We start from the raw sequence: 23,842 nt of genomic DNA on the forward strand, positions 1-23,842 counted from the left end.
AACAACATGGCTGATAACAAAATTAAATTAACAAAAAGTGATCGTCTTCACGTATGGTGGAGATCAACATTTATTCAAGGATCATGGAACTACGAACGTATGCAAAACGGTGGTTGGACTTATGCAATGATTCCAGCAATCAAGAAATTATATACTTCTAAAGAAGATCGTGCTGCTGCTTTAAAACGGCATCTAGAATTCTTTAATACTCATCCATACATTGCATCTCCAATTATTGGGGTTACCTTGGCTCTTGAAGAAGAAAGATCAAATGGAGCTCCCGTTGATGATGTAACTATTCAAGGGGTTAAAGTTGGTATGATGGGTCCTCTTGCTGGTATTGGTGATCCAGTGTTTTGGTTCACGGTTAAGCCTATCTTAGGTGCCTTAGCCGCAACATTAGCAATGAGTGGAAACATTCTTGGACCAATCATTTACTTCGTTGTTTGGAATTTGATTCGTATGGGATTCATGTGGTATACACAAGAATTCGGATACAAAGCTGGTTCAAAGATTTCAGAAGATATGTCTGGTGGGTTACTTCGTGATGTTACCAAAGGTGCTTCAATTCTAGGTATGTTTATCTTAGGATCGCTGGTTAACCGGTGGGTAACGATTACTTGGACTCCAGTTGTTTCTGAAACTAAGCTCTCAAAAGGTGCTTATATTGACTGGAACAGTCTTCCATCTGGTGCCAAAGGTATTCAAAAAGCCTTGGAAGGCCAAGATGCAGGTCTTGCATTGAGCGCAACAAAGACTACTACGTTACAAGATAACTTAGATATTTTGATTCCTGGATTATCTGCACTTCTATTGACACTCCTATGTATGTGGTTATTGAAGAAGAAAGTTTCTCCAATCATCATCATCCTTGGTTTGTTCGTAGTCGGTGTTGTATTCCACTTAATCCACTTAATGTAATTATTGCTTTAACAACAAAGCTCTTAGCAAATATGCTGAGAGCTTTTTGAGTGGAAATTAAAAATGTTCTCATGGCAGATTTGTAAGTCAAAATCTAGGAATCAAAAAAGATTGAGCAAATAGTTCACTCAATCTTGAAGGTAATTATTATTTAGTTGCGGCTAATGTTTGTAATGAAGCATCAATTTTTTCAGCACACATACGTCCTTCGAGAATGCCCCAAATAACAAGACTTGGACCACGATGAGCATCTCCGGCAACGTAGAGTTGTTCATCATTGGTAGCATATTTAGCAGTGACGTCAGTGATTCCTAATTCATCAAATAACCATTGTTCAGCACCTGTAAAGCCCATGGCTAGTAAAACTAAATCAGCTTTAACACGTTTTTCGGTTTCTGGAATGGCTTTGAAATTTTTCACATCGCTGATATCAACTTCAGAAACATGTCCGTCAGTTCCGTAAAATGTGGTGACGGTGGAATCATATTTAGTCACGTTATTACCAAACAACGCTTTGGCTTCTTTTTGTCCGTAGCCATTTTTTAAAACATTGGGCCATTCCGGCCATTGGTTGTCAGCAGAGCGTTCCTCAGGTAATGCGGAGGCAATTTCTAATTGCGTGATGCTAGCACATCCTTGTCGAATTGCGGTACCAATACAATCATTACCAGTATCTCCACCGCCCAGTACCAAAACATGTTTTCCGGCTAATGCATTGGTAGCCGCTGTACCATTTTCTAAAACGGACTTAGTCGCTTCAGTTAAATAGTCGACGGCTTGGTAAATTCCGCTTAAATTACGGCCAGGAGCCTCTAAATCACGCGCAACTCGCGAACCAGAGCAAACAACGATACGATCATACTGTTCTTTTAGCTCTTCACCTGAAATGTCTTTACCAACTTCCGTGTTCGCGATTAATTCAATACCAACTTCACGCATCGCATTGATTCTGCGTTCAACAATTGATTTATCGAGTTTCATATTTGGAATACCATACATCAAAAAACCGCCAAACCTGTCGGCACGCTCATAAACAGTCACTGTGTGTCCAAGCTGATTTAGACGCCAAGCTGCAGAAAGACCAGCAGGGCCGCTACCAATGACGGCAATTTTTTTGCCAGTGCGGCTGATTGGTTTACCTGATTCTACAACCCAACCATTTTTAAAAGCAGTTTCGATAATGTATTTTTCGTTGTCACGAATGGTAATTCCTGGTCCGTTTAGATTGTTTGAACAAGAGGCTTCACAAGGGGCGGGACAAACACGGCCTGTCATGTCTGGTAAATAATTTGTCCGTGTTAAACGTTCAAATGCTCGTTTCATTTGTCCTTGATAAATGGCATCGTTCCATTCAGGGATTAGGTTATCATTTGGACAACCACTCACGCCCCGCTTTCCTCCATAGAAAACACCATGATGACAAAATGGAATACCACAATCCATACATCGTGCAGCTTGTTCCTGTCGATCTTGTTCGCCCAAATCGAGTTCCATCACGTTAAAATCTTTCACACGTTGCATGACCGGACGAGTCGGATTATTTTTTCTCGCGTATTTAAGATATCCTTCTGGATCTGACATGTGGATGCTCCTTTCTTGAGTTACATAGTTATTTATTATTTGTTAGTCATTGAAAGCATTCGTGGTTTTCAGCACTCTGATTTGAAACGTGCTTTTTTAACCAATTTGTTCCGTCTAACTCAATAATTCTGATTACTAAGTACGTAATCACTCATTATTTTGTTAGTACTCACAAATAATTCTGTTAAAGCCGCACTCTATTTTGAAACGTGCTTTCAACCACCGCTTTCTGCGTTTAACTCGATTATCACGTAAGCAAACTCACTTACGTTAGATAATCTTTGTTAATCCTCAAAAGCATTCGTGGTTTTCAGCACTCTGTTTTAGTGTGCCGTTGCTTTATAAAATGCTTTTTCAATTGCTTGATCTTCGGGGGTACCAGCTTCACGGAACTCGGAAATCAAGTCACGCATACGGTGGTAATCGCGAGGATAGACTTTGACGAAGTTTTTCTTAGCGGTTTTCCAATTGTCTAAAATATTTTTTGCAGCTTCAGAGCTGGTAAAGTAATAGTGCTTTTCAAGCAAGTCTTTCAAAACGCTATCGTCGCCAGCTTCATCTAATTTAAACAAGTCAACTAATTCGGGGTTAACTTGATGTTTGAAGTTGTGATCAACGTCATAGACATAGGCGATACCACCAGACATCCCAGCGGCAAAATTACGGCCAGTCGAACCAAGAATGACAGCAACTCCACCAGTCATGTATTCGCAACCGTTATTGCCGACGCCTTCTGCAACCACATGCGCACCAGAGTTTCGAACGCAGAAACGTTCTCCAGCACGACCGTTAAAGTATGCTTCGCCAGCTGTAGCACCAAAGCAGGCAACGTTGCCGACAATTGGCGTTTGCGTGTAAATTTGACGAGCGGTCTCTGGTGCAGAAACAATCAAACGTCCACCAGATAAGCCTTTACCGACATAATCATTGGCTTCACCATTTAATTTTAGTTCCAAGCCTTGGGTGGCAAATGCTCCAAAACTTTGACCGGCGACGCCAGTATAGTTAAATTTCAGCAAATCAGGTTTTAGACCGTCATTACCAAATTTCGTGGCAATCCAGCCACCCATTCTGGCACCAACAGTACGTTGTACGTTATTAATAGGCAGGTTGACGGAAATTGGATTTCCATTTTCCAAACTAGTTTGCGCAAAAGTATCCAAGTCTGGCCAATCATATTTTGCTTTAAATGGATCGGTGACTTTACGTTCAATGGTAATAGTTTTACCAATCATGCGATCGTAACTTAAGGTCTTAGCTTTTCCAGCTGGGACATAACGAGGAGTTAAATGTTCGCCGTGGCCCACCATTTCATCAATGGTACGGTAACCTAATTCTGCCATTTGTTCGCGTAAGTCTTGAGCTAAAAATTCCATCATATTAATTACGTGTTCTGGTTTTCCAGCATACAATTTACGTAATTCTGGATTTTGGGTGGCAATTCCTATTGGGCATGTATTCAAATTACACTTGCGCATCATAATGCAGCCAATTGACACCATCGTCAGCGTGGCAAAACTGAATTCTTCACCACCAAGCATAATGGCAACTGCTAAATCGCGGCCAGTCATCAATTTACCATCAACTTCAATGGTAGTTCGTTGACGTAAACGGTTCAGTGCCAATGTTTGGTGGGCATCAGCTAAGCCCATTTCCCAAGGTAAACCACTATCTCTGGCTGAGTTTCGTGGAGCAGCACCTGTTCCGCCATCGTAACCTGCGATTACGACTTTATTCGCTCCCGCTTTGACAACTCCGGCTGCAATCGTACCAACACCAGTTGAGGAAACTAATTTGACGTTAATAGCTGCATAGGGATTGACTTGCTTTAAATCGTAAATGAGTTGAGCTAAATCTTCGATTGAGTAGATATCATGATGAGGTGGTGGGGAAATGAGTTGCACCCCGGCAATTGAACCGCGAATATCGGCAACCCATGGATAGGCCTTTCCAGCAGGTAACTGGCCACCTTCACCAGGCTTGGCACCTTGGGCCATTTTGATTTGCAATTCTTCAGCACTCATTAAATATTCGGTATTTACACCAAAACGGGCAGTAGAAACTTGTTTGATTTTACTATTTCGATTGTCACCATTGGCATCTGGTGAAAAGCGGCGACGATCTTCGCCACCTTCACCAGTGTTACTTTTAGCACCAATCCGGTTCATAGCAATCGCGATTGTTTCGTGAGCTTCTTGCGAAAGTGAGCCAAAACTCATCGCCCCAGTTTTAAAGCGTTTAACGATTGAACTGACCGGTTCAACCTCGCTAATATCGACTGGTTCGTTGTTGCCAGCATGAATTTCCCACATTGAACGAAGGGTAGTGGGGTTATCCAGTGCATCGTCATTCATTTGGTTAGCATATTTTTTATATTCTTCATAATCGCCACTTCGGACAGCTTTTTGAAATTGATAAATGGAAGTCGGATTGTAAAGATGGTGTTCACCGTCAACTTTGTACTGATAGCTACCACCAGAAGGAATATCGTCAATGGCATGATTACTATATGCCAGTTCATAACGTTCATGGTATTCATTTTCAATTTGTTCTAATGAAATACCACCAATTCTAGTTGGCGTTCCAGTGAAGTATTGCGAAACGACGTCGTCAGCGAGACCGACTGCTTCAAATAGTTGGGCACCATGATACCCAGCAACGGTTGAAATTCCCATCCGGCTCATAATTTTGACAATTCCCTTAGTGGCTGCTTTACAAAAGCTATCTAAGTCGGCGGCTAATCCACGTTCCGCTAGTGTCGCGAAGGCACCATATGGGTGAATGGCGGCAGCTCCGTAACCGACTAAGCAGGCAAAATGATGAATCTCACAGGCTTCAGCCGTATCAGCTACGATTGAAGCCGAGGTTCCTTTACCTTGACTGACGAGGTAATTATGCAAGCCTGCAACAGCTAATAAAATTGGAATCGCCATTTGTCCTTGTTGTGGATTACGATCACTGAGAATGATAATTGAAGCACCATCATCGATGGCATTTTCAGCTTGCTTAAAGACATTTTCTAAGGCGTGTCCGAGCCGATTAGGGGTGTCGTCCAAATCATAGACAATGGATACTGTTTCAGCTTTCAACGTTGGTACCGCCATTACGGCCAATTTAGCAAAATCTTTATCGCTGAGGATGGGGCTAGCAATTTTTAATTTAGCGCAGTTACCAGCGATATCTTGCGTAATATCGTCATCCCGGCCTAAAAATAAGGTCGTGTCAATGACCACTTTTTCGCGTAAGGGATCAATTGGTGGGTTAGTAACTTGTGCAAATGATTGCTTAAAATAGGTAAATAAAGATTGCGCTTTGTGACTTAAGACGGCTAATGGTGAGTCAAAACCCATGGCAATGACCGGTTCACCGCCATTTTTGGCCATGGGGACTAACGCGGTTTCAATCACTTCATGAGTATAGCCATTTCGACGCCATAACTTTTGTAAATTATCACCATTGATTCTGACATCAGTTTTAATTTCAGGTAATTCACTCAAGGTTTGACGATTGACGGCCAACCATTGTTGATAAGGATGAGAATCAGCATAACGGTCCCGCAACTCATCAGATTTAGTGATGGTCCCGTTACTGGTATCAACGAGCAGCATTTCAGCAGGTTTCAAAATTCCTCGTTCGACGACATCAGCAGGATCGATATCGACAATCCCGGATTCTGAACCCACTACTAACACGTTATCTTTAGTCAATGTAAACCGAGAAGGACGCAACCCATTACGATCAAGAAACGCACCAACTTGGATACCATCAGTAAAACAAAGTGCAGCTGGGCCATCCCATGGAGCCATAAAACTGGAATTATATTCGTCAAAGGCACGCTGTTGATCAGATAAGTCTGCATCTTCACCCCAAGCCTCGGGGACCATCATCATGAGGGATTGTGGAATTGACCGACCATGTCGATATAAGTATTCCATACAGTTTTCGAGCTTGGCAGAATCAGAATCGTCTTCATCGTAAATTTCAATGCCATGACTCGTCATCCAGTTTTCCGCACCCTTAAGAGTATTAATTTCGCCATTATGGGCTAAAAAGCGAAATGGTTGAGCCCGTTCCCAACTAGGAAAGGTATTAGTGGAAAAGCGTGAATGAATCAGGCAAATGGCACTTTGCATACTTTCACGATGTAAGTCAGCATAAAATAAACCAACTTGATACGCGTGTAACATTCCCTTGTAGACGATAGTTTGACTCGATAGGGAGCAAATTGAAAAAGATTGGTGACCAAATGTTTTCTCTAATTGACGTCTGAGACTATATAAACTGTCTTCAAATGGACGACCAGCTTTGACGTCAAAGGGTCGTTTAATAATAATTTGTGTAAAACCTGGCATGGATTTTTGAGCAGCAGGTCCACAGCTTTCATAAATGAAAGGCACGGCACGAGTGGCCAAAACTGGGAAACCAGCATTGTTGATTTCGTCGACAATTACCTTCAACATGGCTTCTTTTTCAGCGCGGTCATGTGGTAAAAATAATTGAGCCACTGCATAATTACCTGCTTTAGGTAAAGCTAAGTCATTGTCTTGCATATATTCTCGGAAAAATTTATCTGGCATGGCCATTAAAATACCGGCCCCATCACCAGTATCTGGTTCAGCGCCTGTTCCACCACGATGATTCATGCGTTGCAACATAGTGAGAGCTTTTTCAACTAAATCATGACTAGCAATGCCATCAACTTGCGTGATAAAACCCATCCCACATGCATCCTTTTCGAATTCAGGGGAGTACATTAATTTTCCAGTGGGCATTTGTGAACTCATTTAATCACCTACATCCTTTTTTTTATAGTTCAGAAATCACTCTGAATTTTAATCTATCAAAGTGCGTGTAACTCAAGCACTACATAACTTTATAAAAATAACGGCTAATAAAAGTCAGTTTATCATTATTAATATCTCATCTTATTTTAATTTATATTACAAAGCAATGTTAGATTTTATAAAAAATGTCAATGCACTTGGTTACTATGCACAAACAACTTCACATAGTGATGGTACACACGGGTGAATTATAAACAGTTTAGAACCATTCTAAAGTAGAGAAATAAGGCCAAGAAAGTCAAGGATATCAACGAACTAGCGCTATTTATAATCCCGGTTGAAACTATCCAATTTATCAGTTAAGATTAGTTGGTAAATTTGTGAAACATGGGTTATAATTTAATCCAATTTTAATTCTTAATATTGTCAGGCATTTCTCGAGGGCAGTCGAAAATTATGGTGGTTAATCTATATGCGTTCATTACATATTCATATGCACAGACTGGCAATTTACTAACATAGAGGAGGTTGACGTTCATATGTCAACATTAGAAGTTAAAGATCTGCACGTTGCAATTCATGATGAAGAAGAAAAAACCACCCGAGAAATTTTGACAGGGGTTAATTTAACGGTCAATACTGGGGAAACCCATGCCATTATGGGACCTAACGGAACGGGTAAATCGACACTCTCCGAAACTATCATGGGTAATCCAGCCTACGAGGTGACTCAAGGCGATGTTTTACTAGATGGTAAAAGTATCTTAAGCGATACAGTCGATACGCGGGCTCGTGCAGGGTTATTTTTAGCAATGCAATATCCTGCTGAAATCAAAGGAATCACCAATGCTGAATTCATGCGTGCCGCAGTCAATGCGCGCCGCGGTGATGATGATCCAATTTCAGTTCGTGCGTTCTTAAAAGAATTAGATAAAAATCTGGAAACATTAAACATGTCTGAAGAAATGTCAGAACGGTACTTAAACGAAGGCTTTTCTGGCGGTGAAAAAAAACGGAACGAAATTTTACAATTGATGATGATTAAACCTAAATTTGCAATCTTAGACGAAATTGATTCAGGCCTTGATATTGATGCTTTACAAGTGGTTGCTAAAGGTGTAAATGAAATGGCCAGTCCAGATTTTGGCACGTTAATGATTACTCATTATCAACGCTTGTTAGACTATATTGTGCCTGACCAGGTCCACATTATGATGGGCGGTCGCATTGTTAAAACTGGGGATGCTTCATTAGCTAAAAAGCTGGAAGCAGAAGGTTATTCTGCACTTCGTGATGAATTTGGCTTAGATGTTGAATTAGTTGACGAAGGTGTCGCTGGCAGAAACGGAGATGAATAAGTATGGCAATCCGTTCAAAAACTTTGCAATTAAATGAAACAATTGTGCAAAACGCGCAATTTAACAATGAACCGGAATGGTTTAACGCTCTCCGACAAAAAGCGGCAGACTTGGTTCCTACACTGGAGTTACCAACCATTGATAAGGTTGATTTTCATCGCTGGCCTTTGTTTAATTTTGCTGAAAATGAAGTTGAAACAACTGAAATTCCAACTGAAGTTCAAGACGAATTAGTTAATTATCAATTCGCCAGTGTCGGTTACCAAACAGTGAAAAGTGAATTACCTGATGAAATGACTGCGCAAGGAGTGGTGGTGACTGATTTTCAAACTGCGTTAGATGAACACGCTGATCTGGTACGCGATTATTTTATGACTAAAGCCATTCAATTAGATGAAGATCAATTGACGGCGGTTAATACGGCGTTAGTTAGTAGTGGAGCGGTGGTTTATGTACCCAAAAATGTGCATTTAAAAACGCCAATTCAATTATTACAAGTCCAAGATAGTCGCAGCAAACAAAACTTTGTTAACCATACATTAGTCATTGCAGAAGAAAATTGTAGCTTTCAATTGTTGCAACGAACTTTTACGGTTGGTGAAGAACAAAATCCAGCTCACGTCACGGTGGAAGTGATTGCTAATCCAGGTAGCCATGTGCGTTTTTCGTCGTTGGATTCAATGAGCGAAAAAACGAATAGCTACTTTAATCGCCGCGGTAATTTAAGTCGGGATGCACAAATTGATTGGACGTTAGGCGTTTTGAATCATGGAAACACTGTGGCGGATTTTGATAGTGATTTGAATGGTAACGGTTCGCACGCAGAAGTACAATCGGTGGCCATTTCCACTGGTAAGCAAGTTCAAGGAATTGATACTCGTGTCACCAACCGAGGAAAACATTCGGAAGGTAACATTTTGCAACGTGGGGTGATTTTAGATAAAGCCACCTTGGTCTTTAATGGGATTGGAAAAATTATCCATGGTGCTCACGGTGCCAAGGCACAGCAAGAAAATCGTATTTTGATGTTGTCTGATGAAGCACGTGGCGATGCCAATCCAATTTTGTTGATTGACGAAAATGACGTCATTGCGGGGCACGCAGCTAGTGTGGGCCGGATTAATCAACAACAACTTTACTATTTAATGAGTCGAGGATTGCCTAAAGAAGTTGCACAACGGTTAGTGATTCGTGGCTTCTTGGGAGTGATTTTACGCGAAATCCCTAGTGAAAATGTGCGTCAACAAATGGTAGATATGATTGAAAGGAAGCTTATTGATGGACAACGGACTAAATAATACACGCAAAGATTTTAAGATCTTAGACCAAATCGTCAATGACGAACCTTTCGTTTATCTTGATAATGCTGCAACCACGCAAAAGCCATCAGCCGTTTTACAATCAATCATTAATTATTATGAACACGATAACGCCAACGTTCATCGTGGTGTACATACATTAGCTGAACGAGCTACGGCAGATTTTGAAGCTGCTCGTGACAAAGTGGTCGCGTTTATTAATGCGCCCTCACGTAAAACAATTGTTTATACGCGTTCAACTACTGAAAGCTTAAATTGGATTGCCTCAAGTTTTGGCGATATGGTCGTCGAAGAGGGTGACGAAATTGTCATTTCTCAAATGGAACATCATAGTAACGTGGTACCTTGGCAACAAATTGCTGCCAAAAAACACGCGGTGTTAAAATATATCGATTTAACCGCTGATGGCGAATTAGATATGGACCACGCTCGCCAACAAATCACACCTAAAACAAAAATTGTCTCAATCGCTCATGCGTCTAACGTAATGGGAGTGGTTAATCCAATTAAAGAATTAGCCAAATTGGCCCATGCCAATGGTGCCTATATGATTGGTGATGGTGCGCAAAGCACGCCGCATCTACCCGTCGATGTCCAAGATTTAGATGTTGATTTCTATGCACTGTCAGGACATAAAATGCTTGCTCCAACTGGAATTGGTGTATTATATGGCAAACAAGAGTTACTTGAAGTAATGCCACCCGTTCAATTTGGTGGTGAGATGATTGATTTTGTTCATCATCAAAGTGCTTCATGGAAGGAATTACCTTGGAAGTTTGAAGCGGGAACACCAAACATTAGTGGGGCAATTGCACTGGGAAGTGCAATTGATTACTTAAATGATTTAGGCATGCAAAATATTCATGCGTACGAACAAGAGTTAGTCAACTATACCCTTCCCAAATTGCTCGACATTGAAGGCTTAACGGTTTATGGACCACATGATCCAGCTAAACATACTGGTGTGCTTGCCTTTAATCTGGATGATTTACATCCCCATGACGTAGCTTCCGGCCTCGATATGGAAGGCATTGCCGTTCGTGCCGGTCACCACTGCGCACAACCACTAATGGAATATTTGGATGTTGCCGCGACCGCCCGCGCCAGTTTTTATTTCTACAATACTAAAGAAGATGCAGACCGTTTGGTGAATTCAATTCAAGCGGTGAAGGAGTTCTTCGCTAATGGGACTATCTAAATTAAATTTATTATATAAAGAAACGGTGTTGGATCATTCTCAACACCCACGACATCACGGACAATTACCTGATGCGACGGCTCACTTAGAGTTACGGAACCCGACTTGTGGGGATGTCATTGACGTGCAAGCGCAAATCGAGGACGACAAAATTGTCGATTTATCATTCGACGGCGTTGGTTGTACCATTTCTCAAGCTTCTGCCAGCATGATGACGGTCGCTTTGATTGGCCAACCAGTGAAACGAGCTCGCGAATTAATTACTGATTTTTCGAAACTGACGATTGGTGACGAAATTTCTGATCAAGCGGATGAAGAACTTGGGGATGCCGCTATTTTAGGTACAGTTGCCCAATTTCCAGCACGCATAAAATGCGCTGCACTACCATGGCATGCCTTAGATGAATTACTTGAAAAAAGGGAGGTCGAAAAAAATGACTGATATTAATGATGTCTTAGATGATAAAGAATATGAATTCGGCTTCCACGATGATGTTAAGCCGGTGTTTACCACTGGCCGTGGATTAACAGAAGATGTTGTCCGCCAAATTTCAGCGGAAAAAGAAGAACCCGAATGGATGCTGGAATATCGTCTGTCTGCCTACCATGCATATTTAAAAATGGAAGATCCAGAATTTGGTCCCGACCTCAGTGGTTTGGATTTAGATCACATGAATTATTATCAAAAGGTGACGGATAAAAAATACCGCGACTGGAATGATGTGCCGGAAGAAATTAAAGACACGTTTGATCGACTGGGGGTACCAGAAGCTGAACGTAAGTATTTGGCAGGTTCTTCGGCCCAGTATGAATCCGAAGTAGTTTACCATAACATGCGTGAAGACTTTGAAAAGCTCGGCATCGTGTTTACCGACACAGATACCGCCTTGAAAGAATATCCTGAACTATTTAAAGAATGGTTCGGTAAATTAGTCAAACCGACTAATAATAAATTTGCTGCCCTCAATAGTGCTGTTTGGTCAGGTGGGAGTTTCATTTACGTACCTAAAGGAGTCACGTTAACGACGCCAATCCAATCCTATTTCCGATTGAATAATGAAAATACAGGTCAATTTGAACGAACTTTGATTATTGTGGATGAAGGGGCCCATGTGGAGTATGTGGAAGGCTGTACTGCACCTTCTTATGACTCAGACAGTTTGCATGCGGCCGTTGTTGAAGTCAACGTGCTCAAAGATGCATATTGTCGCTATACGACGATTCAAAACTGGTCAAACAATGTCTACAGTTTGGAAACTAAGCGTGCGCAAGCCTTAGAAAACGGTGTGATGGAATGGGTCGATGGTAATTTAGGTTCTAAAATCACGATGAAATATCCGTCAGTTTATCTGAATGGTGAAGGTGCTCGTGGGACGATGCTGTCGATTGCCGTTGCCGGTAAAAATATTGATGCCGACACTGGTGCCCAAATGATTCACAATGCTAAAAATACGTCTTCATCGATTGTTTCTAAGTCCATTGCTAAAGATGGTGGGGCGGTCGATTATCGTGGGAAAATTCGGTTTGGTCGTCATTCTGATGGCTCCTTTGCTCACGTAGAATGTGACACAATCATTATGGATGATGAATCTTCTAGTGATACGATTCCATATAATGAAATTTTGAATAGCAATGTTTCGATGGAACATGAAGCTAAAGTCTCAAAAATTTCTGAAGAACAACTCTATTATTTAATGAGTCGCGGAATCAGTGAAGCAAAAGCGACCGAAATGATTATCATGAGTTTCGTTGAACCTTTTACCAAAGAACTTCCAATGGAATACGCTGTCGAACTAAATCGTTTGATTAGTTTTGAAATGGAAGGAAGTATAGGTTAAAGAAGTGCGACGATACTCGGTAGGCATCGTAGTATAAGACGGAATATTGTATTTACGTAGTTTGTAAATAAATATTTTGGTTTATACAATAGATGGCTGAGTATAGGAGCACGCCACCAAAATCATGCTATAATTAGACGAAATACAATTAGGAGGCCAACCATGGCAAATCAAGTAGCATTCAACGAACGTGTCTTAGGGGCATTAGAAAATGTGATTGATCCTGAACTTGGGATTGATATTGTGAATCTTGGACTCATTTATGGAGTCGACATGGATGAAACAACTGGAGTTTGCACGGTCACAATGACGTTAACAATTGCAGGTTGTCCTTTATCAGATTACTTAAATGATGCGATTGAACAAGAAGTCAGTGGATTCGACGAAGTTAATGAAGTTAAAATCAACCTAGTTTGGGAACCCGCTTGGTCAATTGAAAAAATGTCTCGTGAAGCCCGAATTGAATTGGGTATTCACTAATAACAGTGTGCGACTCTCCACGGGAGCAATCGCGTACTAACAAAATTAACCGGCTAATCTGATTTATGGATTGGGCGGTTAATTAGTTAGATAAGATTGTTGTGGAGATGAGCATGATTAAAACAGTGTGCGACTCTCCACGGGAGCAATCGCGTACGACAAAAATAACCACTAATTTCAGTTTGAACTGAAGTTAGTGGTTATTTTTGTGATAACATGGAATCATTAAATTTAATTATGTAAGAGGATAAATGAATGTCTAAAAAATTACAAGATCCTGATATTGAAGCCTTAGCTAAGAAAAATATTTTTGACAAAGTCGCTGATGGAGATTGGTATAAGTACTCGCAAGAGCCAGAAATTCAAGCAATTGTTAGACACAGTGCTCAGGTAGTGCAACAAATTAATGATGTGGCAAAAACTGATTTGGATAAAGCAACTCTCATGTTACGTGATTTCTTGCCAAATGCCAGTCAATCTGCGGATATCTACTTTCCGTTAACTTCAATTGAACATCCAGCCAAGCTGTTTGTCGGCGAAGAAACTTTTATCAATGCAAACTTACAAATTTTGAGTGCTGGCAAAGTTACGATTGGTGCACATTGTTTTATTGGTCCTAACTGTCAACTGTATACTCCGAATCATCATCCATCTAATAAAGAATTAAGACGCCAAGGATGGCAGTATGATGGACCAATTACGATTGGGGATGACTGCTGGTTTGGCGGATCTGTCATTGTTTTACCTAACGTAACCATCGGTGATAATGTTGTGATTGGAGCCGGAAGTGTCGTTATTAAAGATATTCCTAGCAATACGGTTGCGGCAGGCAATCCAGCACGAGTTATTAAGCATAACGATTAGTATCTTAAAAACCTGACTGCAATTAAGCGTCAGGTTTTTCATTTATTATTCAGTTAAATAATGATGCCGTTACAATGGTCAATTTCGTGTTGAATAATTTGAGCTGTAAAGTCAGAAAAATCACTTTGTTGCGGATGGAAGTTGCGGTCCAGGTATTGGACTGTAATATCTTCAAATCGTTGTGTGGGTCGTTCGCCTTCTAATGAAAGACAACCTTCTTGAGTTTGATAAGGTCCTTTTTTACGAAGGATGACTGGATTGATCATGGGGACAGCAATCATCCCCAGCTGTACAATAATAATCCGTTTGAATTCGCCAATCATATTAGCTGCCATGCCGACGGTCGTTTGGCTATGATGTTGCAAGGTATCGGCTAAATCGGTGATGATTTGTTTATCAGCAACTGTCGCTGGTTTTGATTTTTTACTGAGTGATTGTTGATCACGATTGATTTCTTTAAGCATTAATTTCTCCTAACAGTACTATCTGACTCAATTATATCGTAAAATGAAAAGGACGAACGATAAATCTAAACTACAGGAGAGAATGTATGGCAAATTTATTTTTTGATTTTGATGGGACAATTGCTGATTCAGAACCAGGGATTGTGAATAGCCTCAAATATGCGGTTGCCGAATTGGAAATGAAGGAACTGACTGAGTCGGAGTATCGCACTTTTATTGGTCCTCCCATTTACGACAGTGTGAATTTACATTATCCAGAATTAAATGATGATCAAGTTCAAGAGGCTGTCCAGGTATATCACGAAAGATATGTCACCGTTGGTAAATTTGATTTGAGAATTTTTGACGAGTTAGAAAGTACACTGCAAGAATTGAAAACGATGGGCAATAAGTTATATACTGCCTCGGCCAAGCCTGTGGATGTCCTCACAGAAATCTTAGAACATTTCAATTTAGCTCAATATTTTGACGGTATCTACGGAGCCACGGACGAGTTTCCCGCTAAAACAGAAATTTTAAAGCACGCGATGGAGATGACAGGGTCGACTAAATCCGATAGTGTTTTAATCGGTGATACGATGAATGATATTAATGGTGGCCAAAATAATGGTGTTAAAACGATCGGGGTGACTTATGGTTTTGGCGAAGTGAACGGTGCCACCATGATTGTTAACTCGCCATCAGAAATTATTTCAGCTGTGAGAGAAATGTTTTAATCCAATTTTTGTCGGTAAGTTCATCAGCTAAATCCTTGGTATTAATGGAGTTAGTCGTAATGCAAAGCTAACAATTAATGTGACGTATTGAACTAAAATGAGAATTTTTTAATAAAAGTCCTTGCAATTTTTAATAATTGGATTTATATTAATTACATCAAATAAACAGGGAGGTACACAGCATGACTAAATCAAATCAAGCAATTAATCATACCAGCAACAACAGTACCTCTCTTCTAGCCTTATTATTATGCTGACGGACTCTGACAGATAAATTGTCGAGTCCTGTTTGCGTTATGGAATGGGGCTCGAGCAAGAGCACTCCATTCCTGGAGTGCTCTTTTTTATTTCTTGCTCAACCAAAAATATATCTTACGGAGGATGATCATTATGACAAAACAAATTCAATTTTTTGATACAACATTGCGTGACGGTGAACAAACAATCGGGGTTAATTTTAGTATTGAGCAAAAGGTCGCAATTGCCAAGCGCTTGGAAGCTTGGGGCATCGATGTAATTGAAGCTGGTTTTCCCGCTGCCTCACAAGGTGATTTTGATGCCGTCTCAGCCGTAGCTAATGCATTGACGACGACTCGAGTGACGGGCTTGGCTAGAGCTAAAAAAAGTGATATCGATGCTTGCGTGGCTTCAACTTCACAAGCCAAACATAATCAAATTCATGTGTTCATCGCAACGAGCCCTGTGCACCGTGAATCTAAACTACATATGACGAAGGAACAAGTCATCGATTCGATTTATGAAAATGTTTCTTATGCCCATCAATTCTTTGACATCGTCGAATTTTCACCAGAAGATGCTACACGGACCGAATATGACTTCTTATGTGAAGCTATTAATACCGCTATCGATGCGGGTGCAACGGTCATCAACATTCCCGACACTGTGGGTTATACGAACCCAGTTGAATTCACCAAATTATTTGAATATATGCAAGTACATATTCCCAACTTTAATGATGTAACTTTCTCCGTTCATTGTCATGACGACCTAGGGATGGCGGTAGCGAATAGCTTGGCAGCAATCGAAGCAGGCGCTACTCGGATTGAAGGAACTATCAATGGTATTGGGGAACGGGCCGGCAATGCTGCTCTTGAAGAAGTAGCGGCTGCCTTGATGGTTCGTCATGATTTCTATGACACAACCGACAATATCAATTTGAAAAAAACTAAGGAAACCAGCGATATGATTAGTTCATATGCCAAAATGGCGGTTCCTCGTAACAAAGCAGTCGTCGGTGATAATGCGTTTGCTCACGAATCCGGAATCCATCAAGATGGAATGTTGAAAAATCCTAATACATACGAAATTTTAACCCCCGAATCAGTGGGCGCCAAAGGAACTTCACTTCCTCTAGGGAAACTTTCAGGTTCACATGCCGTGATGGTTAAACTAAACGAAATGGGATATCACGTTGATAAAGCGCAAATGAAACACATCTTCCCAGCCTTTAAAGCTATTGCAGATGAACAACCAATTGTTCATGAAGCAGATTTACACAAAATTATGAAAAATGTCAGTGAGGTTGCCTAATCAATGAAAAATCAAATCGCGCAAATCACCGCATTAGCTGGTGACTATATCGGACCGGAAATCATGGCTGCAGGACAAAAAGTGTTAGCCACGGTCGCAAAAAATCAAAATTTTGACTATCAAATTACAGATATGCCTTTTGGTGGGGATGCTATCGACAAAACTGGTGATCCATTACCTCAGGAAACAATTGATGCCAGCAAGAATGCTGATGCAATTTTATTAGCCGCAATTGGTGGCCCTAAGTGGGATAAAGCACCACGTCGACCAGAACAAGGACTGCTACAGATTCGGCAAGAATTAAACCTATTTGCTAATATTCGGCCCACTAAAATCACGCCGGCCATGATGAAGTTTTCTCCATTGAAACAAGAAAAGCCAGTTGATTTCGTGATTGTGCGCGAATTGACGAGTGGAATTTACTTTGGCACACCTCGCGAAAAACATGACGAATATGCCTTAGATACGATGCGCTATACACGAACTGAAATTGAACGAATTGCTCGTTTAGCTTTTGAAATGGCAAGCAAGCGTCGTAACCATGTCACCTTAGTTGATAAAGCCAACGTGTTGGATACCAGCAAGTTTTGGCGTGAAATTACGGCAGAAGTTGCGCAAGAATTTCCAAATGTGACTTATGATCAAAGCTATGTTGATGCAGCTTCAATGAAAATTATTGCTTCACCAGAACAATTCGATGTCATTTTAACGGAAAACCTGTTTGGCGATATTTTAAGTGATGAAGCCGCACAAACAACCGGGTCATTAGGGACGATTCCATCAATGAGTAAAGGAATTGACGGACCAGCTCTTTATGAACCAATTCATGGTTCAGCCCCAGATATCGCGGGGAAAGGTATTGCGAATCCATTTTCAATGGTTAAATCAGTGGCAATGATGTTAGCCAATTCATTTGACCGCCAAGATTTAGCAGATCAAATTATGACCGGGATTGATGTGGCAGTAGAACGTGGAATCGTTACACCAGATTTAGGCGGCACCGCCACAACCGATGAGGTTACCGCAACAATTATTGATGCAATTAACGAAAGAAGGAACAGTTATGCAACGGACAATGTTTGATAAAATTTGGGATCGACACGTGATTACTGGGGAAACGGGAGCACCTCAATTAATTTACGTTGATTTACAACTCGTCCATGAAGTTACATCTCCACAGGCTTTTGAGGGGCTGCGTGAAAATAACCGGCAAGTGAGACGTACCGATAAAACATTTGCCACGATGGATCATAATGTGCCAACCAAGGACATCTTTAATATTAAAGACCAAATTGCCCGGAAACAAATTGATACTTTAGGACACAATGCAAAAGAATTTGGTGTTCGCTTGGCCGGCATGGGGGATGTTGACCAAGGAATTGTCCACGTAATTGGGCCACAATTAGGACTGACCCAACCGGGGATGGTAATTGTTTGTGGCGATTCACATACTGCCACCCACGGAGCGTTTGGATCAATTGCATTTGGAATTGGAACAAGTGAAGTAGAACACGTGATGGCGACTCAAACTATTTGGCAAACTAAACCGAAGACTACTGGGATTCACGTCCATGGCAAAATGCCCAAGGGTGTTTACGCTAAAGACATTATCATGGGTATTATTGCTCGTGAAGGTGTGGCATTTGGAACCGGCCAAGCCGTTGAATTTTACGGTGATACCATCGAAAATATGAGTATGGAAGAACGGATGACGCTTTGTAATATGGCCATTGAAGGTGGTGCCAAAATGGGTAACGTCCAACCTGATCAAACGACTTTTGATTATGTGGCAGGCCGCAAGTACGCTCCTAAAAATATGGACAAGGCAACCGAATATTGGAGTCAATTTTACACTGACTCACCGGAAGCCTTTGATCGAATTATTGATTTTGATGTTACGCAACTTGCGCCATATATTACTTGGGGAACTAATCCTGGGATGGCCGTTCCAGTTGATGGCCAGTTTCCAGCAATCAATAATGATGACGATCAAAAAGCTTATGATTATGTCGGGCTGACACCAGGCGATAAACCGAGCGATATTAAGATTGAATTTGCCTTCTTTGGTTCATGTACGAATGGTCGTTTGTCAGATATGAAAATCGCGGCTGAGGCCTTGAAGGGTCATCATATTGCTGAAGGCGTTACGGCCTTAGTTGTGCCAGGATCTAGGACAATTAAAGAAGAAGCTGAAAAAATTGGATTGGATAAAATTTTTAAGGACGCAGGTTGTGATTGGCGTGACCCAGGCTGTTCCGCTTGCCTGGGGATGAATCCAGACCAAGTACCTGCAGGGGTACATTGTGCGTCAACCTCAAATCGTAATTTTGAAGGACGGCAAGGTGCTGGTTCGCGGACACATTTAGCTAGTCCAGCAATGGTGGCTGCCGCCGCAATTAATGGACATTTCATTGATATCAGAAAGGAAACTGCCTAATGGAACCTATTACAATCGTTACAAATAAAAGCGTTCCATTGATGAACGATAATATTGATACAGATCAACTCATTCCTAAGCAATTTTTGAAAAATATTTTAAAAGTTGGTTTTGGTAAAAATCTATTTTATGATTGGCGTTATTTGGCACCTAATAAGCCAAATCCAGATTTTATCTTGAATCATGATGAACGGAAGGATGCTCGAATTTTAATTACGGGAGAAAACTTTGGTTGTGGATCATCTCGTGAACACGCAGTGTGGGCACTGAAAGATTATGGGTTCCGAGTTGTGATTGCCGGAGGATATTCAGATATCTTCTATATGAATAGTACTAAAAACGGCTTGCTAGCGATTGTGCTACCTAAAGAGCAACGTGATATTTTGGCTAAAGCCGGAGCAGATGAAGAAGTCGTGGTGGATTTACCCAATCAAGATGTTCGATATCGTGATGAGCACTTTAAATTTGATATTGATCCACTTTGGAAGAACAAGTTTATTAATGGCCTAGATGATATTGCAATTACAATGCAATACGAAGATAAAATTAGAGAATATGAAGCGAAGATTCCCAATTTCGATTAACCATTAGTAATGCAAACATAGAACATCAATCGCAAATTCATAGAAGAAGAGGTAGCAAAAAATGGAGCAAAGTATAAGTTTACAGCAACGAATTGACCGGACACATGAATCACCCTTATTTTATAAAATATTTGCGCTCGTGGCGGGTGGAATGTTCCTAGATGCCGCGGATGTTTACATGGCTAGTTCTGTGGCCGGGGCTGTTTTAAAAAGTGGCTGGTCCACGATGGCACAAGAATCCATGTTCTTATCTAGTGGTTTTCTGGGATTGTTTATTGGCTCCTTAATGGCCGGCTTTATTGGCGATTTAAAGGGGCGCAGAGTTGCCTATCAAATTAACTTGTTATTATTCGGTGGTTTCACCTTTTTGGCCACTTTTGCTCCTAACATGACAGTACTGACAATTTGCCGTCTCTTTGCCGCCATTGGATTAGGCTCATAAATCGTGACTGGCTATTCGATGATTAATGAATTTGCTCCCGTTGGCAAGCGTGGTAAATGGTGTGCTTCTGTTTCGCTCATCGCTAACTGTGGAGCGCCCGTCACCATGTTGCTTTGCTATTTTATTATTCCTCATTTTGGTTGGCGCGTGATGTTTGCTGTGATTGGGATTGTTGCCGCAATATTGTGGTATCTCCGTCGCGATATTCCAGAATCACCTCGTTGGTTGATGGCTCACAATCGTCAAGAAGAAGCTGAAAAAATTATCGATCAACTAGAAGTGAATGGTTCCGATGATTTTGATCCAACTCAAACTAAATCCCGAGATAAAATTCATCATAATCTTGGTGTCAGCCTATTTGTTGCAATTGTCGCAGTTTCTGCCACAATTATTTGTCAATATACCTTTACATCATGGGTACCAACTTTGCTAATCCAAAAGGGTATTAACGTTTCCGGATCGTTGGGACTATCAACCATGATGATGATGGGAGCTCCGGTTGGATGTGCAATTGGAGCATACTTAGTTGATAAAATTGGTCGTAAAAAAACGATTGCGCCAGCATTTATTTTCACCGCGATTTTTGGGATGATTTATGCTAACCAAACCACAATGGCCGGAGTAGTGGCTGTTGGTTTCTTGTTGACAACTTGTTTTTACGTTTTGATGGCAAGTGTTGTCGCTGTTTATGTGGCAGAATTATTTCCTACCACTTTCCGGTTCCGTGGTTCTGGGATTGCTAATGGGATTGCCAAACTATTGACAGTTGCAATGCCTATTGCAGTGGCATGGATGTTAAAAAAAACTTCCTCGTCAATGATTTTTTGGACGATTAGTGGCATCGCATTGTTCGCTGGAATCGTAGTTTGGTTCTTTGGCACCGAAACAAATCAGAAAGAAATCGGCTAAATTCGGATTCTTTGAAAAAAATAAAAAGACGAGAACGCTTGACCTTGACGGTTGGGCGTTTTTTTGTGGCACAAAATGAAAACGTATCCAATTATTCGGAAATATTTGAAAAAATAAAAAAACCTACGGATAAGAATTCCATTTCGGAATACTTTAAATCTTGAGATACTATAACCGTAATAAGAGATGTTGTTGATTCAAAGATTTGGAGGGAAATGTCATGAGAAACGATTACAGAAAAGTATCAAGCAAGAACATGATCGGTCGGGAAGAAAAAACGAGTTTTGGTTATAAGATGTATAAAGATGGGAAAAAGTTAGTATTCGCTGGAATCGTTGGATTTAGTTTGATTGGTTTTGGAGTAGTCGCACAGGCAGACGAATTACCTGCAGCTTCAGTAAACACTGAAGTGAGTGCAACACCTGTTTCGGGAGCTGTGGACACGAATAGTGCCGCGGTCAGTGATGTTGCACCAATCAATGTTGATTCAAATACCGCAGATGTTGTCGTTAATCCAACTAGTGAAAGTTTGTTAAAGCCAGAAGTTTTGTTATCTGATTCAGCACAAGTAGAGGAAATTACAACGCCAATCGTACCTGCAAGCACTGTGGCTGAACCAGTTGCACAATCAGCTCAGTCAACAGAATCAGCTGCCGCAGATCAAATTGATCCCAATGCAGCAGTTACGACAACTACTCAACAAGGAGTGCAAGCCGGGGTTAATGATTTAAATGCAATGCGGGCAGCCACCAGGAACTATCCTTATCAATATGAAGATCCTGGAAATTCATTGCCAGCCGTTCAAGTAAATGGAGATTTGAACGCTTGGGCACAAGTTCGGGCCAATGAATTATCAGCCATCGGCAAATTAAGTCACGCAGATTTGGCAAACGGTCGTCCAGGTTGGGTAACTCCACAGAACTTGTTGGATGCACCTAATTATATTGATGGCACCATCGCACATGGACCAGAAGCTTTGTATATGCAAATTACCACTAAGAGCAATGGTAGCTTTGTGGCGAAAGGTGAAGCAGATGCAATGAAGGCTGCCATTGATTTCTGGACAGAAGAAGCTAATGACAACTACGACAATGCTGGACATTATCTGACTGAAGTAAGTCCATTAGCAAATATTGCTGGCTTTGCTTACAGCTACAATCCAGCCACAGGAGCTGAAATTATCGTAATGGAATTGGGTTATGTAAAACCTGAAACACATTATGCTCCAGCAACTTCACAACCTGTTGGCCATGTAAACGGTAGGACTGTCGCACCAGTTGCTCATGTATTTAATGGATCACAACCGGTTGGTTCGGTTAGCTCCATCCAATCAGATACAAGTTACGCCGCTGCCAGTCAAAATGGTATTGCACAAGGTGTTGGATTACCAGGAATTCTGACCAGCGTAGCAGATCAATTAGTTGGCGATGAAGTAGTTGGAGAATCAGGAGTTGTAGCTAATGATGCACAAGTTGGGATTGTGGGTGGTGTTGCTGAAGGTCAAACCGACAATCAAACGACTGATTCAAAGAGTGGCACACAAGTTATTTCCACTAACCCAGCATCTACCGCTACTCATAAGAGTGCGACTCAAGATTCACAACGCCGTGGCCAAATCATGACCATTGTAGTAATGGTAACTGTTGCAGTAGTAGCGGCCTTAGGTGCAGCACTTGGTCTCAAAAAGAAAACTGATGATCAAGACTAGATGTTCGGAACTTTTTCAAAAAAATAAAATATGTAGAAGATAAAGTCCATTGTTAGAGAGTGTGTCGCGATGTATCATGGCCTTGACTAATGGCATAGCAAAGGAGGCATTCATGATGCAGAGGATAGATATTACTAATCAACGCTTTGGTCGGTTAATTGCCATTCGGTTTGTTGAACGTAAAAGTAATGGCAATGCAATCTGGGAGTGTGCGTGTGATTGCGGCAAGGTAAAAAACATTGATAGTTACGCACTTCGAAAAGGAATCACTCAAAGTTGTGGATGTTTAAAGATTGATTCCGTTAAGGAACGTTATAAGACTAATGAGAAGTTCCAATCAAATGTGGGCAACGCAGACAATCTCCGCCGAAGTGATGGTGTTTACTGGGCTTCGGTGACAAAAGGGAAAAAGAATAAATCAGGGGTGGTTGGCGTATCGTTTGATGAGAGTAAGAATAAATGGACTGCTCGGTTGATGGTAGATGGTAAGTACGTATTACTACAAGACTTCTACGATTTCGACGAAGCGGTCGATGCACGCAAGGCAAGTGAATTGATTTACCTCAAAAGTAAAGCGGGTTAAATTTAAAGGACCTATCATTTCCCCCAAAATGGTAGGTCCTTTTTTTATGCATTACGATATTTTTCATCTTTGATGGCTTTAATCTTGGTGATTTCTTCGACTAGA

At 41.1% G+C, this 23,842-nt stretch carries 18 protein-coding genes and 1 pseudogene; 16 read left to right on the forward strand and 3 right to left on the reverse strand.

Annotated elements, in window-relative coordinates; translation table 11 throughout:
- Positions 1-6 precede the first annotated feature (6 nt).
- Complete coding sequence (locus F0161_RS02565; RefSeq protein ID WP_150203613.1) at positions 7-921, forward strand: PTS system mannose/fructose/sorbose family transporter subunit IID; 915 nt, start codon at positions 7-9, stop codon at positions 919-921.
- 147 nt (positions 922-1,068) lie between these two features.
- Here the strand turns inward: F0161_RS02565 and F0161_RS02570 are convergent, their stop codons facing one another.
- Positions 1,069-2,502 carry a glutamate synthase subunit beta gene (locus tag F0161_RS02570; RefSeq protein ID WP_150203615.1) on the reverse strand — a complete coding sequence of 478 codons (1,434 nt, stop codon included), beginning with the start codon at positions 2,500-2,502 and terminating at the stop codon, positions 1,069-1,071.
- A gap of 323 nt (positions 2,503-2,825) precedes the next feature.
- Entirely contained in the window at positions 2,826-7,286 is a 4,461-nt protein-coding gene (gene gltB / locus F0161_RS02575) for a glutamate synthase large subunit (RefSeq protein ID WP_150203617.1), read from the reverse strand.
- Between the two features lie 539 nt (positions 7,287-7,825).
- Between gltB and sufC the strand changes: the two genes are divergently transcribed.
- The 7 genes from sufC (at position 7,826) to F0161_RS02610 (ending at position 14,343) form a co-directional block, all read left to right on the forward strand.
- Complete coding sequence (sufC, locus tag F0161_RS02580; protein ID WP_137601500.1) at positions 7,826-8,644, forward strand: Fe-S cluster assembly ATPase SufC; 819 nt, start codon at positions 7,826-7,828, stop codon at positions 8,642-8,644.
- A 2-nt stretch (positions 8,645-8,646) separates the two neighbouring features.
- Positions 8,647-9,942, forward strand: a complete 1,296-nt coding sequence (gene sufD, locus F0161_RS02585; protein ID WP_150203619.1) for a Fe-S cluster assembly protein SufD — start codon at positions 8,647-8,649, stop codon at positions 9,940-9,942.
- Positions 9,923-11,161, forward strand: coding sequence for a cysteine desulfurase (locus F0161_RS02590; RefSeq protein ID WP_150203621.1), 1,239 nt, complete (start codon positions 9,923-9,925; stop codon positions 11,159-11,161). The genes sufD and F0161_RS02590 overlap by 20 nt, the downstream gene beginning before the upstream one ends.
- The gene (gene sufU / locus F0161_RS02595) at positions 11,148-11,603 is read left to right on the forward strand and encodes a Fe-S cluster assembly sulfur transfer protein SufU (RefSeq protein ID WP_150203623.1); all 456 of its coding nucleotides are present in this window, start codon (positions 11,148-11,150) and stop codon (positions 11,601-11,603) included. Before F0161_RS02590 ends, sufU begins: the two co-directional genes overlap by 14 nt.
- Entirely contained in the window at positions 11,596-12,999 is a 1,404-nt protein-coding gene (gene sufB, locus F0161_RS02600) for a Fe-S cluster assembly protein SufB (RefSeq protein WP_137601496.1), read from the forward strand. Before sufU ends, sufB begins: the two co-directional genes overlap by 8 nt.
- A 162-nt stretch (positions 13,000-13,161) precedes the next feature.
- A complete protein-coding gene (locus tag F0161_RS02605) occupies positions 13,162-13,479 on the forward strand; it encodes a metal-sulfur cluster assembly factor (RefSeq protein WP_137601495.1) in 318 nt (105 codons plus the stop codon).
- 255 nt (positions 13,480-13,734) lie between these two features.
- Entirely contained in the window at positions 13,735-14,343 is a 609-nt protein-coding gene (locus F0161_RS02610) for a sugar O-acetyltransferase (protein ID WP_150203627.1), read from the forward strand.
- A 53-nt stretch (positions 14,344-14,396) separates the two neighbouring features.
- On the opposite strand, the gene F0161_RS02615 is transcribed toward F0161_RS02610, so the two are convergent.
- A complete protein-coding gene (locus tag F0161_RS02615) occupies positions 14,397-14,807 on the reverse strand; it encodes a peptide deformylase (RefSeq protein ID WP_150203629.1) in 411 nt (136 codons plus the stop codon).
- An 86-nt stretch (positions 14,808-14,893) separates the two neighbouring features.
- Here F0161_RS02615 and F0161_RS02620 point away from each other — a divergent pair, with 86 nt between their 5' ends.
- The 8 genes and pseudogenes from F0161_RS02620 to F0161_RS02655 all read left to right on the forward strand — a co-directional run bounded on the left by F0161_RS02620 (position 14,894) and on the right by F0161_RS02655 (position 23,737).
- Positions 14,894-15,523 carry an HAD hydrolase-like protein gene (locus F0161_RS02620; RefSeq protein WP_150203631.1) on the forward strand — a complete coding sequence of 210 codons (630 nt, stop codon included), beginning with the start codon at positions 14,894-14,896 and terminating at the stop codon, positions 15,521-15,523.
- A gap of 390 nt (positions 15,524-15,913) precedes the next feature.
- Positions 15,914-17,074, forward strand: a complete 1,161-nt coding sequence (locus F0161_RS02625; protein ID WP_150203633.1) for a 2-isopropylmalate synthase — start codon at positions 15,914-15,916, stop codon at positions 17,072-17,074.
- A 3-nt stretch (positions 17,075-17,077) separates the two neighbouring features.
- The gene (gene leuB, locus F0161_RS02630; protein WP_150203634.1) at positions 17,078-18,157 is read left to right on the forward strand and encodes a 3-isopropylmalate dehydrogenase; all 1,080 of its coding nucleotides are present in this window, start codon (positions 17,078-17,080) and stop codon (positions 18,155-18,157) included.
- A complete protein-coding gene (gene leuC, locus F0161_RS02635; RefSeq protein ID WP_150204618.1) occupies positions 18,138-19,511 on the forward strand; it encodes a 3-isopropylmalate dehydratase large subunit in 1,374 nt (457 codons plus the stop codon). The genes leuB and leuC overlap by 20 nt, the downstream gene beginning before the upstream one ends.
- Positions 19,511-20,095, forward strand: coding sequence for a 3-isopropylmalate dehydratase small subunit (leuD, locus tag F0161_RS02640; protein WP_150203635.1), 585 nt, complete (start codon positions 19,511-19,513; stop codon positions 20,093-20,095). Before leuC ends, leuD begins: the two co-directional genes overlap by 1 nt.
- Before the next feature lie 61 nt (positions 20,096-20,156).
- Positions 20,157-21,446 (forward strand): annotated as a pseudogene (locus tag F0161_RS02645) (MFS transporter).
- A gap of 220 nt (positions 21,447-21,666) precedes the next feature.
- A complete protein-coding gene (locus F0161_RS02650) occupies positions 21,667-23,154 on the forward strand; it encodes a KxYKxGKxW signal peptide domain-containing protein (protein ID WP_150203636.1) in 1,488 nt (495 codons plus the stop codon).
- A gap of 112 nt (positions 23,155-23,266) precedes the next feature.
- Positions 23,267-23,737, forward strand: coding sequence for an AP2 domain-containing protein (locus F0161_RS02655; RefSeq protein ID WP_190318897.1), 471 nt, complete (start codon positions 23,267-23,269; stop codon positions 23,735-23,737).
- Positions 23,738-23,842: the final 105 nt, after the last annotated feature.

The sequence above is a fragment of the Paucilactobacillus nenjiangensis genome (assembly GCF_008632615.1).
Taxonomy (GTDB): Bacteria; Bacillota; Bacilli; order Lactobacillales; family Lactobacillaceae; genus Paucilactobacillus; species Paucilactobacillus nenjiangensis.